Consider the following 12,861-nt stretch of genomic DNA (forward strand, 5'->3'; position numbering starts at 1 on the left):
TCCTTTCAGCTTAGTAATCTACATTTTATTTTTTCTCTTTAAAATACTAATACATACGAATCCACCATATGTAACAAAGCATGAAAAGCCAATTATACCTGGTACAGAGACATATCCTACCCTTATGTAACTTATAACCGCAAAACAAACGATAGACAATAAAATAGATGGCCAAAATATAAGAGCTGTTTTTCTTCTTCCTCGTTTCGATGTACTTTCTTTCTCTCCAGAAACACGTGTGCCAAAAAGCAATACAATACAAATAAGGATCGCTGCAAAGTAAATTGTATCTAATGACAAATTGTGATCATATAGTGCGATTCCAACTTCAAGAGCAATAATCGTTAAAATTAAAATAATGATTGTTGAAGTCTTTAAGTTTCTTTTCAATCGCTCACTCCTAGCATGCTTTCACTATATTCTTTGTATATGTACTTTAAAACTGCTGCAAAAGCTTCATCTACCTCTTTATTTTCACGTCGATTCGGTAAATCTTTTCCCCCCATCACATAAAGAAGCGGAAATTCGTTAAACATTCCTATAATACCAATATTTATTGTAGCTGTGAGTAATCCACCTGTCATATGAGCTAAATGATAATATGGGATTTCTTCATACTCTCCTTGCTGTCTTACCATGCCGCTAATAATTGGTTCCCATAATTCTGGTTCTGATTTATAACCTTGAAAGGTTTGTATGAAAAGGGCAAGAACTTCACTTAATTCTCCAACATTTTTCTCATCTCTAGCATTCTCTTGTATATAAATTTTTGAAAAGTACGTTTGTGCGTACATTTTCACAGCATCCCATCCACCACAGTGCATTACAACTGACTGTGCAACGCAACTATCATGACAAGCAATCATTACCTCTACCGCTTGACTAAGTGTTAAAGAAGTTCTTCCTTGTAAATGCGGATATAACTGCGCACTATCTTCATGCGGATTAAATTTAATGTGATGAAGTATATCATTCCAATTATGTTTATTTTCCTTCACCATTTGCGTTACTACAAATCCAATGACTAATTTTGCTGCTGATGCTAACGGAATATTTAATTCATTATTATATGAAGCAACTATCCGATTATCTTTTGTAGAATAAATTGCCATTCCCACATAATTAGATTGTACCTCTTTTATTTTATTTATAACAGTTTCCATTTCCATCCCTCTTTTTATATCGTTATATTAACTTCTAATATTTCAACATTGAATGTAAAAAAACTTTTCATTAGCTATTAAAATAATAAAAAGGTAGCATGAATTTTTTCTTGCTACCGAAAAATATTTATTCTTCTATAGGATTTTCAGGACCGTTAAGCTCCAGCTGATAAAAAGCTAAATCTAGCCATTTATTAAACTTATAACCAGCTTTTTTTATTGTCCCTGTATGAACAAATCCATAGTTTTGATGCAAGGCAATACTTTTCTCATTCTCTGCATCAATTCCAGCAATTAAGGTCATATACTCTCTTTCCTTCGCAATTCTGATTAATTCTTTCATTAATGAAGACCCAATGCCATTTTTTCTATATGCCTTATCTACATACACAGAATGTTCAACTGAATATTTATAAGCAGGCCACGCTCTAAATGGGCCGAATGTCGCAAATCCTACTACTTTATTATCTAATTCATATACGAAAATGGGATACCCTTCAGCCTTTTTTTGTTCATACCAATCTACTCTATTTTCAAGAGTTACAGGTTTATACGCATATACAGCTGTTGTATAAAGTATCGCATCGTTATAAATATCTAAAATGTATGCTAAATCTCTTTTCGTAGCTTCCCTTATCATTATTTTCTTCCTTTCATAATGTTCATCTTATTTAACTATCTTTTTAATAGTTTTATTTTATTGAAATTTCCGATTTTTATCTACATACGAATACTAGCTTTTCGGAAACCATCAAATATATTTATTGCAGCAGATAACATATATAAGAAAATTCCTCCCCCAATGAGCCACGTTTTAAACTCCTCTGGGGAAATAGTAAATGCATTTGCCAAATACGTAATAAATCCTGCGTTAAATAAATGTGGATTTACTACAATTACAATGAATACTATCGTCCCAGCTACTTGAAGAATAGCATTTCCAATCGCCAATCTTTGCGTCCATTTTCCTTGCACTAATTTATAAAGGGATATACCTATTTCAAAAACGATCATAATTACAACGATTGGCCAGTACTGCAGTAAAACATCTTGATTAAAAGTTGGCGAGACAAACTTCAGTCCATTTGCCGTACCATGATATACGCCAACAAGATGATTCGCATAAAAGTAGAGTGTAGCCCAAACTGCTGTCCACATTAAACCTCCAAAAACTTCAGACTTCGAGATTGCTTTTTTCTTTGGGATATACGAGATGTTTTTCAAATCATCTGGTGTCCATTTTTTAAAACTTGTCGTCAACGGCTGAATACCTTTGTCTTTATCTGTTCTTTCTAAAATAACAAACACAAGTGTCAACCAGAAAAATACATGAAGACCCACTTCAAAAATTTCCCCAATACCTTTACCTATCAATTGTAAAATAACATTTAATACTGCTTGATCACCACTATAGCCTATAAAATTTTCTGCAACCATTGATATGAGTGCAATGATTGCTGCGATTGGTATAATCATTTTTAACAATGTCGTATATACATCAAAATAACGTGGTCCAATTAAATGCATCGGTCTATCCAAATAACCATTAGCCAATGAAACCGGACTCCCCAATTTTTCGAGAACGCTCTTTACATCTTCTTCATTATAATCTTCAGGTAACATATCCTCTATAGTTGACCTTAGTTCAAGTGTAATATCTTCACGATTTTTTTCAGGTAATCTCTTCGCAACTTCCTGGATATAGAGATCAATTAAATTCATTCTCTTCCTCCTCCTTTAATAAGTTATAAAGTTCTTTCGAATCCTTTATCCATTCCTTTTTTAACTGCAAAAATATCTCTAATCCATATTCACTTAAAACATAATACTTACGAGGTCTACTCTCTGTTTTATCCCAACTACTCGTCACTAACTCCTGCTTTTCTAATCGGCGAAGTAGCGGATATAAAGTACTTTGATCAATTGTAATCCCTGATTGCTCCAATAACTGGACAAGTGAATATCCGTACTGCGGCGTTCTTAATTGACTTAAAACAGCTAACGTTAATGTCCCTCTTCTTAACTCAGTAATTAACGAGTTTAATAAAGTATCCATTCACTCACCTCATTTCCATTACTATATGTCATACAGTATGTGTTTTATACTATGTATCGTACAGTATTAGTGTGACAAAAACTGTGCTTTTTTTACCAAAAACAGATAATGAAAAGCGCAAATTATATGATTTGTGCTTTTTTAGCTAAGTTATATATATCTATAACACTCTAAAAGGTAGCAACCTTAACTACTAATTTTGAAATTCCAGTAATGCTATATTAAGTTACAAGTATCGTACACATATGATGTGACCATAACATATCACTATAGGAAGCTAATAAAATGGAAAATTACCATTGTTGAATGATTCCTGTTTTATTCTTTAGGCACTGTTGATTTCACACTGTTTTCAGCACCTAATCAACGTTATTTCCTTCATAAACTTCATCTTGTTCAAAATCTCTATTTTTATTTGGTTTATTAAAGTAAAATAAAAAACAATTAAATTAGGTTAATTGTTTTTCAAATGCAAAATCTTTATTTTTTTAAATAACCTATGATATTCGAAAAGACAAACTCTCCAAATGCAAGTGGTATATAAATAAACCATAACTTTAATATCGCCTTTGTTTCTTTGTGATCAGAATACCCCATTAAAACCAACCCAATCCTTTTTCTTCTAATATTTTCATTTTAATTCCAATAACAAGGAAATTATACCATTTATTAATATTATAGTCTATGTTTTCTAAAAATTAGATAAATAAAACTTTTATATTCCCTCAATATTCAGATAAATACAATATTTTTTTTACGTTTCATCTTCAAAGTCTATAATGAGTCCTGTTAGAACTGCTTCATTACCAATCGATTGGATCCCGTGACCAATAAAATCCATCTTAAATTCTTCCCACTCTAACTGCTCTTTTGTGATTCATCGTCACATTATGATGAATTACTCATACATTATCTAGAAGTAAAAACCCTAATTCACTTTTCTCTTAAAGAGCACAATTCAAATGTGCTCTTTTTAAGTCTGTTCGAATAAAATTAAAAATCCTACTGATAAACAAAAAATCTCGTTTATCAATAGGATTCATTAGCTATATATAGCGATTATAGCGAACTCCATCGCCTATTACTAAAGTCGAACTGATTTAAGTAATATAAATTCCCCTTTTTCTTTAGAAAATGGAACAACCTCTACAATCGCCTCAACATTAATTACTCCGTAAACATGCGGATATTCTTGACCGTTTGAAGCAAGTTCATATTTTACTTCTGCTTTTAATAGGGCTGGATCAATTGTAAGTAATAAAACATCTTCTTCATGCTTGAAATATTTTTCTGCAACTCTTAAAGCTTGATCTACTAATGAACAATGAATAAATCCCTCTTCTATAAGGGAATCTTCATTAATTTTTCCAATTATTTTTGCGATTTCCCAATTACTTTTCGTAATTACTTTTGTAATCATAGTAACTCTCCCTTTTTAATTTATGTAATGATATAATAACACTAAATTTTCAACACGTTCTTAATAGATTGGGGACTTATAATGGATAAACCTCTCACTACATTACAAACTATTATTATACATATGAATACAAATGAGCATTGGCATGATTTTATTTGTTACTGTCAGCATCGCGAAGCGGGACTTCGAAAATTAGCTTATAAACATTTGGAGACATTTATTTCAAATGCAAAAACATGGGAATCAAAAGATTAAGAAGAGTTTGCTATTTCGCTGTTTACTATTTTAGATGCATTAAACGAAAAAGATGAGGGCTTAACTTTCTCACTAAATAGTTTTCTAATTGACATTCTATATAGATGGACAGAAAACAACCCGATTGATTCAAGACCTTTTAGATGGATAGGAATTTATATGGACTCTAGCAATAAAGAAGACGATTTAGAAAAATCCCTTCGAAAAGCGATTGAATTAGGTGGTGATACCGAACATAAAGCCATGATATACCTAGTTTCTAATTACATCAATACTTTAAAATTTGGTACACATGAATTCCCTTCAGGTTATTGCGGAAATTTAAGCGAATGTATAGAAAAACTTCCCTATATACTTCAATTAACTAATAGAATTCAGAATAAGAACATAAAGGAGCAAAACATTGGTCAAATACAAGAACAACTACACCTTATTCTAGATTGGTTAAAACATACACAAACTCCAGTAGATGCTGTTCGTACATGGGAAAAAGAACAAACTAAGGAATTAGAAAAAAGCATCGTATATCATTTAAACAACAGCTCAAGTCATTAATTCGTCTACCATTTTAATATAAAAAAGAGGATCTTCATACTGTACTAGAAAATCCTCTTTTTATATTTATCCCACATTAGCTTGCAGTAAAACTCCCCACTGATTATAGTTCCACTTTATTTTAATCCTTTAATTAAAGGTGACGCTTCCCCACTATGGAAAATCCATAAGTCATGAAGTGATCTCGTACATCCGACATATAGTAATTTTGCATCATGTTTTGTGTTTTTGTAATGTTCTTCATCCACATCAATTAAAAGCACCGCATCAAATTCTAAACCTTTCGCTAAATAGATAGGTACTACTGATATACCACCTTCATATTTACTTTGGTTTGCTTCAATTACGTTGACCGTTAATCCTGCATTTGTTAATTTCACATATATATCACGGCATTCATCTTCTGTTCTTCCGATTACCGCAATTGTTTTCACATCTGCATTTTGCAAATGTTTTACCGTCTTCACAATTTCAGTAAATTGATTTTCTGCATGAATTACTTTCACATCTTCTCCACTGCGGAAGACTGGTGTTGCGAGTCCTACTGGGATTTCTGCATTTTTAATTATTTCATTTGCAAATTCAATAATTTCTTTTGTAGAACGATAACTTCTTGTCAATTCATAATAACCGGTTTCTTGGAATACTTCCTTAAAAGCATTCCAATCTTCAATTCCTTGGTAATCATAAATCGCTTGCGATAAATCACCTAATATAGTGAAAGAATTACCTAATGTAATTTCTTTTAATACATAAACTTGGAAAGGCGAAAAATCTTGCGCTTCATCAATAACAACGTGATGAAACTTCTGCCCGATTTCAATCCCTGTTATACGATGATGTATGTATATTAAAGCTGGTAAATCTTCTACATACACTTCTTTTTTACGACAACTCTTTTCTGTTTCTTTAACAAGTTCTTCAGGTAATACCTCAAGTATTTCTTTACTTTTTACTATTGAACTATACAGTGAAAGAGCACTCATTTTCGGCCAAAACTTCATATATGCGTTCAGTCTCTTAGTCGCTTCTTTTTTAAGTAATTTTTTCTCGTTTGTTTCCCCGAATTTTTTAAGCTCAATTTCAATCCAGCGCTTCATTCGTCCTACTAATCGTTCTCTTCTTTTCTGTAAAGGATAATGTTTATATTCAACTTGCATCCATTTTTTAATATCTTCTACTGGAATAATCGCTCTATCCCACGCCTCAAAATCTTTTGTCGGAACTAACTCATTTTCAAATTGGATCATTCTCTCTTCAATAAACGTCTTAAATTCCAACGTACCCTTTAATTTACCTAGCATTACCTTCTTTTCATCACGATTAATTGAAAATGCTTCTTTCAATTTTTCTTCTGTCTGCTTTAGTTTCACTGAATCATCTAACGTACGTAATGCCCAATCCGGAAACGTTGTTTGATTAATATTCCCTACACCTAATTCAGGAAGTACACTCGAAATATAGTCTAAAAACAGACTATTCGGCGCAAATACGATCATTCTTTCTGCTTCTAGTTGTTCACGATATTCATAAATTAAAAAAGCAAGGCGATGTAAAGCAATTGTTGTCTTTCCGCTCCCTGCAACCCCTTGAATAAGTAATGGTAAATTTCTTTCCGCTCGAATAATATCATTTTGTTCCGATTGAATCGTTGAAACAATATCCTTTAGCTTATTATCTTTATTCTCACCTAATCGATATAGAAGAAAATCATCGGCATGCGATACATCTTCATTTCCTTTTACATATGTATCAACAACACGTTCAAGTTCTCTTTTTCGAATGGAAATGTTTCGTTTTAAATACACATCACCTTCTACTAATCCATCTGGTGATTGATAAAATGCTAATTCGTCTCCACCGGTAAATGAATAAAACATACTTGCGACAGGTGCCCGCCAATCGATAATGATTGGCTTCATCGTGTCCATATCCGAAACTCCTACTTTTCCGATATAAATCGGCATAACTTCTTCTTTTCCATCTTCCTGAAAATCTAACCTTCCAAAGTACGGCTCTTGCACACCAATACGTAAGTTTTGTCTATTAGACTCCCTCATACTTTCAAGAATTTGCTCTTTAAAATCTTCACCATAATAAACTGGGATTTTTTCAAGCTTATCCAATTGCTCATCCATCGTATGTAAAGTATCCTTCATTTTTTGTAACTCATCTTCAAATATGTTGCTCATTTCGCCGATTCCCTCCTGTCCGTTCTAATTTTTCAGTCGAAGTATCATTGTATTAAAAATCCAATCATAAAGTCAATAGTTTCCATTTAAATTTTCCGAAAAAACTTACTTTTCATCTTTCTAATTTAAAAAGAATACGCAACATCTAAATCACACAAATACACATATAGTATAGTGATGCATGCAAAAGATACTACTTTCTATTTGTCTCCTATTTAATTTATCTATTAAAAAACATTGTAAAAATTAAAGACTTTAATCAATGGGCGTTTTACTGCCCATAAATAGTAGGATAAACAAAAGTAAAGGAGGCTCTTCAAATGAATGTCGCGAAAAAGAAATCACTAAAGTTATATTTACTTATTTTTGTATTAACTGTTTTGGCCAGTGGATGGATTGGGGTATTTCTAGATTCTCTTCTAACAAATCAACCTGAAGGAAATACTTTAGGTATGGGGTTATGGCTAATATTACCTTTCCTCGTAAGCATTTTACTTAGAGTTATTAGCCGAGATTGGAATGATTTTGGCATCAAGCCAAATTTGAAAGGAAACTTTATATGGTATTTCACTGCACTACTTATTTATCCATTCGTTACAGTAATAACGATAAGCATATCGCTCATTTTTGGAGTAGCTCATATTTCTAGTTTTGATATATCCACGTTATTGTCACTCATAGTCATGTCTACTATTGGTAACTTTATTAAAAATATTTTTGAAGAGTTTTCTTGGCGTGGTTATTTAACTCCAAAGTTGATTGAACTAAATCTAAACGATTGGTACATTTATATTATTTCTGGTTTAATTTGGGCACTTTGGCATGCTGCATATTATATAGTCTTTTTGCCAAATGAATATTTTGAATCTATCTCAAGATTAAATATGCTTTTATCTGGCTGTATCCTTATGGTTTGTTGGTCAATTATGTATGTTGAAATATATAGACTTACAAAATCCGTCTGGCCATGCGTTATCATGCATGCGATCGAGGATGCTGTTCCTACTGTTTTAGTCACAATAACAGGGATTATTACTCTTACAAACAGTAGTGATTTTTGGTTAAATCCTATTAGCGGGGTCGCTGCTACTGTTTTATTTCTCGGAATTGGAATCGTACTAAGAACTATAAGAATAAAAAGAGAACGACATTTATTCACACAATAAAAGTAAAAAGAGTAAGGATTTAATCCCTACTCTTTTTCACTTTTACTCGATATGATAAACATTCATTTAAAGATGATTGCTCTTTATATTTCCCAGCTTCAAAATCATACGCTCCTCCTGGGAAAATCCCAACTATACTTAAATGAGCCTCGGCACATAAATTACTAATCTCATCTACAGCATAGCAGCGTAAAGATTGTGTCACGATATCATTTGAAGAATCTATTTCCCACCAATGGTCTAGCATTCTTGCATTTTCACTATCATATTCATACTTTCGTATTGCAGAACCTATCGGCATTTCTTGTCCATTGGCTTTTTCCCAATATAACGGTTGATAAATATCAATAAGTGCACATCCATCATCTTTCAACCAGTTATTTATACGCTTTAATAAAAATAATTGTTCCTCATCTGTTCCTACACCAAATCCGTCTAAATAAATAACAACATCAAACTTTTCTTTAAAGTTAATTTTATAAAAATCGGCGCAATGAACCTCAATGTCATTAGTAGAATGTTCTTTTGCAAACATAGCTAACTCCGGTACAAGCTCAACAGTAGTCATTTTTACATTCAAATTAGACATCGCCCTTGCAAATCCGCCATTTCCAGCTCCTAGTTCTAACATCGTCTGAATTGGATATCCAACTTGTTCTTGCACTTCTTTAGCAACTTCCTGTAACCAATTTTCATTATTTATATCATAGCTCATTAGTTCAAATTGTTTTTTATAAAATTCTTTTACATTTAATTCGTTCATTATTATTCTCCTCCTGCAAATTATTTTTCTGTTACAGGTGAGAAACTAAATTTCTAATCCCCATGAAAAATCCTCCTTTTGATTTCCCTACACTTACAATTTATCAAAATAATAAGAATTTTGAAAGTGAAAGTATAAAAAATAGATAATGGATTATTCCACTATCTACTCTTTAGCTACTCTTATTTTTCTTTTTGATACTCCATCCAGTCACCAGAATCAATAACTTTCAATATCATCTTTTTATCTTGAGCGATATACACATATGCCTCAATTTCCCTATCAGCAACATATACTGTTTGCGTGATTCGATCATATAAATCAGTCTCCGCATTACCTGTATATTCTTCTAGTTCATCTAACTTATACAATATCTCATCATTTACTACATAAACTTCTCCATACACCTTTTCTTCAATCGAATAAGTCATGGCCGGATATCCTTCGTTCGTATCAAATAATTTTCCATATGTCCAAGCTCTGTCTGCAATGCATGTTGCACCTATCATATAATGAGCATTCGTTTGTCCTCTTCTTAACGTGCCATAAACGAAAACATGATACATAAATTCTTATCCCCTTTATATGTCTCTACTTTCTTATTTGTAAATAAGCACGAATCATAAAGTAACTCACTTCATTCGGAAGCTGTTCTTTAATAGATTTCAGACCACCCTCTGCATTTTGAACGGCAGTTTCAATAAGAGATTCATACTCTGATGGAACAAAACTTTGCCACTCTACTTCCATTCCATCCTCGTAGCAGCGAATTAAATGGTTTTCGATTGTTTGTCTTGATAAGTTGCGTTCTTTTGCAATCTCATTCAAATCAATACCTTGTTTATACATTTCATACGTTTCTAAATGAGAATTTGCGGACGCTTTTCCTGACTTTTTACGCTCTGAAACTACTTCTGTCTTAATCGTTTCAGCATAATTTGGATTTTCTTCAATAAAATGCTGAACTGCTTGTAAGAAGTGCGAGCCATATTTCACAAGTTTGTGTTCTCCGATACCTTTTACCGTCAACAATTCGGAATCACTTTGCGGCATTTTCACGCACATATCTTTCAATGTTTGGTCAGAGAAAATAACGAACGGAGGTACACCTTCTCCTTGTGCAATTTCTTTACGTACTTCACGAAGCACTTCAAATAAAGGATGGTCTTGAACAATTTGTCTTGTCTCTACTCGTTCTTTTCGTAAAACATTCTCTTTACCAAGTAATACTTCTTTCCCTTTTTCTGTTACTTTTAACGTCGGATAAGTGCCATGTTCAACTGCAATTAACTCATCTGAAATTAAAAACTCAATAAACTCACTGACCTCTTTTACACTACGGTTCGATAAAAGCCCATACGTTGGTAAAGTATGAAAATTAAATTCAATAACTTTCTTATTTTTCGACCCCGTTAATACTTGCGCTATCATTTGCTTTCCAAAGCGTTGGTTCGTTCTAATCATGCATGATAAAACCATTTGTGATTCCCTTGTCACATCGATGCTCTCGCGATTGTCTGTACAATTACCACAGCGTCCACAATCTTCTTTCGGTTCTTCTCCAAAGTATTGCAAAATGAATGATTGTAAACATTGTTCAGTATGACAGTAATCGGTCATATTTTGCAATTTTTCAAGTTCATTTGAAAAACGTGATTCTCCAGTTGATTGATCAATTAAAAACCGCTGTACTTGTACATCTTGAGAAGAATATAACAATATACATGTACTATCTAATCCATCACGACCAGCACGTCCCGCTTCTTGATAGTAACTTTCCATATTTTTTGGAAGCTGATAATGAATTACGTAACGAATATTCGATTTATCAATACCCATCCCGAATGCAGATGTTGCTACCATTACACTTACTTCATCTCGTAAAAAGAGTTCTTGTTGCTCATTTCGATCACTATCACTCATACCAGCATGATATTTTGATACAGAAACTCCTGCCTTCATTAAATCTTCATATAACTGATCGACTACTTTTCTAGTAGCTGCATATATAATCCCAGATTCCTTTTGATTTTGACGAATATAATCCGCCAAATATGCATTTCGATCTTGTCCTTTAATGACAGAAAACGATAAGTTCTCTCGCTCAAACGTTGTCATAATTGTATTTTCTTGATTAATTTCAAGTGTGTTACAAATATCTTCACGTACTTGCGGTGTTGCTGTTGCTGTTAATGCTAATACGAGCGGTTTTTCTGGAAGATAATCTAAAATGCGATGTATATGTAAATAACTTGGACGGAAATCATGTCCCCACTGTGAAATACAGTGTGCTTCATCAATCGCAATCATAGGGATTTTCATATCGATAAGTTGGTCAACAAACTCCATCGAATCAAGACGCTCAGGCGCCACATAAAGTAACTTGTAATGTCCTTGTTTCGCTAATTGAATTCGCTGATTGGCTTCAGCAATAGAAATAGAACTATTAATATATGTAGCTGAAATGCCATTCTGTACCAATGTATCTACTTGATCCTTCATAAGTGATATTAAAGGGGATATAACCAACGTCGTTCCTTCAAATACTAATGCCGGAATTTGATAACAAATCGACTTACCGCCACCTGTTGGCATAATACAAACTGTATCTTTCCCATCTAGTACATTTTTAATTGTTTCATCTTGTCCTCTTCGAAACGAAGAATAACCAAAGTAGGACGCTAAAAGTTCTTGTGCTTTAGTAAACAAAAAAGAGTCACCTGCTTTTCTTTATCTTTCATCTACTTCTATTATATCAATCACTTATACGACTTGAAAGGGATGAATAAATGCTTATTGTTTTTTCATTATTCTATATTTAATATGAATTAGCATCCGTGTTTTATATGTTTTACAACATTTATAACGTAAATCCAGTACACATGAAGAAAGAGTTTCAATTTAAATATTCATTTTATTTCCCTTTCTTAAATACTACTAATCGTATACATATAAATTCAGGAGGTTTCTATATGAAACATCGTAATATGAGTTCCATCACAACAAAAAAGAAAACAACACAACTCCAATTCTCTAATAATGATGCGTGGAAATATGAATCATACTATAAGTACCAGCCATTATTCTCTTATAAAAAGCTTTTACATTTTCTTTCTCAACTTTTTAGACGTTAATATATGCGCAAAAAATGTATCATTCACAGAAGTTTTCTCAATATTAAACGTATAGACTTACTACAATTCAGTTGTTACCATATATAATAATCTGTTGGATAAACCCCTTAAGTTGACCTGCTTATATTAGCAGGTCTTTTTCATGATTACATACTTC

At 32.6% G+C, this 12,861-nt stretch carries 12 protein-coding genes, 1 pseudogene and 1 riboswitch; of the genes and pseudogenes, 3 read left to right on the top strand and 10 right to left on the bottom strand.

Annotation, left to right across the window (positions count from 1 at the left end; all coding sequences use genetic code 11):
• Positions 1-18 precede the first annotated feature (18 nt).
• The 6 genes from QCI81_RS01050 to QCI81_RS01075 all read right to left on the bottom strand — a co-directional run bounded on the left by QCI81_RS01050 (position 19) and on the right by QCI81_RS01075 (position 4,639).
• Positions 19-390, bottom strand: coding sequence for a hypothetical protein (locus tag QCI81_RS01050; RefSeq protein WP_017673276.1), 372 nt, complete (start codon positions 388-390; stop codon positions 19-21).
• On the bottom strand, positions 387-1,163 hold the full coding sequence (locus QCI81_RS01055; RefSeq protein ID WP_060852056.1) for a serine hydrolase: 777 nt from the start codon (positions 1,161-1,163) through the stop codon (positions 387-389). Before QCI81_RS01055 ends, QCI81_RS01050 begins: the two co-directional genes overlap by 4 nt.
• Before the next feature lie 127 nt (positions 1,164-1,290).
• Positions 1,291-1,803, bottom strand: coding sequence for a GNAT family N-acetyltransferase (locus tag QCI81_RS01060; protein ID WP_071732111.1), 513 nt, complete (start codon positions 1,801-1,803; stop codon positions 1,291-1,293).
• Positions 1,804-1,883: 80 nt separating this feature from the next.
• Positions 1,884-2,885 (bottom strand): HAAS signaling domain-containing protein, encoded by a 1,002-nt coding sequence (locus QCI81_RS01065; protein ID WP_071732110.1) that lies wholly within the window; start codon positions 2,883-2,885, stop codon positions 1,884-1,886.
• Complete coding sequence (locus QCI81_RS01070) at positions 2,872-3,219, bottom strand: PadR family transcriptional regulator (RefSeq protein WP_000380295.1); 348 nt, start codon at positions 3,217-3,219, stop codon at positions 2,872-2,874. Before QCI81_RS01070 ends, QCI81_RS01065 begins: the two co-directional genes overlap by 14 nt.
• A 1,026-nt stretch (positions 3,220-4,245) precedes the next feature.
• A riboswitch (Fluoride riboswitch) is annotated at positions 4,246-4,307 on the bottom strand.
• On the bottom strand, positions 4,304-4,639 hold the full coding sequence (locus tag QCI81_RS01075; protein WP_000629080.1) for a DUF952 domain-containing protein: 336 nt from the start codon (positions 4,637-4,639) through the stop codon (positions 4,304-4,306). Its footprint overlaps the riboswitch before it by 4 nt.
• A gap of 81 nt (positions 4,640-4,720) precedes the next feature.
• Here QCI81_RS01075 and QCI81_RS01080 point away from each other — a divergent pair.
• A pseudogene (locus tag QCI81_RS01080) lies at positions 4,721-5,449 on the top strand (hypothetical protein).
• Positions 5,450-5,565: 116 nt separating this feature from the next.
• Here QCI81_RS01080 and QCI81_RS01085 read toward each other — a convergent pair.
• Positions 5,566-7,641: a HelD family protein gene (locus tag QCI81_RS01085; protein ID WP_071732109.1), complete on the bottom strand. Its 2,076-nt coding sequence runs from the start codon at positions 7,639-7,641 to the stop codon at positions 5,566-5,568.
• A 320-nt stretch (positions 7,642-7,961) separates the two neighbouring features.
• On the opposite strand from QCI81_RS01085, the gene QCI81_RS01090 reads away from it, so the two are divergent.
• Positions 7,962-8,807, top strand: coding sequence for a CPBP family glutamic-type intramembrane protease (locus QCI81_RS01090; RefSeq protein ID WP_071732108.1), 846 nt, complete (start codon positions 7,962-7,964; stop codon positions 8,805-8,807).
• Between the two features lie 19 nt (positions 8,808-8,826).
• Here the strand turns inward: QCI81_RS01090 and QCI81_RS01095 are convergent, their stop codons facing one another.
• The 3 genes from QCI81_RS01095 to recQ form a co-directional block, all read right to left on the bottom strand.
• A complete protein-coding gene (locus QCI81_RS01095; RefSeq protein ID WP_001004314.1) occupies positions 8,827-9,570 on the bottom strand; it encodes a class I SAM-dependent methyltransferase in 744 nt (247 codons plus the stop codon).
• A 182-nt stretch (positions 9,571-9,752) separates the two neighbouring features.
• Positions 9,753-10,136, bottom strand: coding sequence for a gamma-glutamylcyclotransferase family protein (locus QCI81_RS01100; RefSeq protein ID WP_071732107.1), 384 nt, complete (start codon positions 10,134-10,136; stop codon positions 9,753-9,755).
• A gap of 25 nt (positions 10,137-10,161) precedes the next feature.
• Positions 10,162-12,279, bottom strand: coding sequence for a DNA helicase RecQ (recQ, locus tag QCI81_RS01105; RefSeq protein ID WP_000494276.1), 2,118 nt, complete (start codon positions 12,277-12,279; stop codon positions 10,162-10,164).
• Between the two features lie 263 nt (positions 12,280-12,542).
• Here recQ and QCI81_RS01110 point away from each other — a divergent pair, with 263 nt between their 5' ends.
• Positions 12,543-12,704 carry a hypothetical protein gene (locus QCI81_RS01110; protein ID WP_000682745.1) on the top strand — a complete coding sequence of 54 codons (162 nt, stop codon included), beginning with the start codon at positions 12,543-12,545 and terminating at the stop codon, positions 12,702-12,704.
• The last annotated feature ends 157 nt before the right edge of the window (positions 12,705-12,861 follow it).

The sequence above is a fragment of the Bacillus cereus group sp. MG20 genome (assembly GCF_040459885.1).
Classification (GTDB): Bacteria; Bacillota; Bacilli; order Bacillales; family Bacillaceae_G; genus Bacillus_A; species Bacillus_A cereus.

What these genes read in the sequence shown, in the direction of transcription:
- QCI81_RS01055 (WP_060852056.1), bottom strand. Translation starts at nt 1,163, where the DNA reads ATGGAAACTGTTATAAATAAAATAAAAGAGGTACAATCTAATTATGTG.
- QCI81_RS01060 (WP_071732111.1), bottom strand. Translation starts at nt 1,803, where the DNA reads ATGATAAGGGAAGCTACGAAAAGAGATTTAGCATACATTTTAGATATT.
- QCI81_RS01065 (WP_071732110.1), bottom strand. Translation starts at nt 2,885, where the DNA reads ATGAATTTAATTGATCTCTATATCCAGGAAGTTGCGAAGAGATTACCT.
- QCI81_RS01070 (WP_000380295.1), bottom strand. Translation starts at nt 3,219, where the DNA reads ATGGATACTTTATTAAACTCGTTAATTACTGAGTTAAGAAGAGGGACA.
- QCI81_RS01075 (WP_000629080.1), bottom strand. Translation starts at nt 4,639, where the DNA reads ATGATTACAAAAGTAATTACGAAAAGTAATTGGGAAATCGCAAAAATA.
- QCI81_RS01085 (WP_071732109.1), bottom strand. Translation starts at nt 7,641, where the DNA reads ATGAGCAACATATTTGAAGATGAGTTACAAAAAATGAAGGATACTTTA.
- QCI81_RS01090 (WP_071732108.1), top strand. Translation starts at nt 7,962, where the DNA reads ATGAATGTCGCGAAAAAGAAATCACTAAAGTTATATTTACTTATTTTT.
- QCI81_RS01095 (WP_001004314.1), bottom strand. Translation starts at nt 9,570, where the DNA reads ATGAACGAATTAAATGTAAAAGAATTTTATAAAAAACAATTTGAACTA.
- QCI81_RS01100 (WP_071732107.1), bottom strand. Translation starts at nt 10,136, where the DNA reads ATGTATCATGTTTTCGTTTATGGCACGTTAAGAAGAGGACAAACGAAT.
- QCI81_RS01110 (WP_000682745.1), top strand. Translation starts at nt 12,543, where the DNA reads ATGAAACATCGTAATATGAGTTCCATCACAACAAAAAAGAAAACAACA.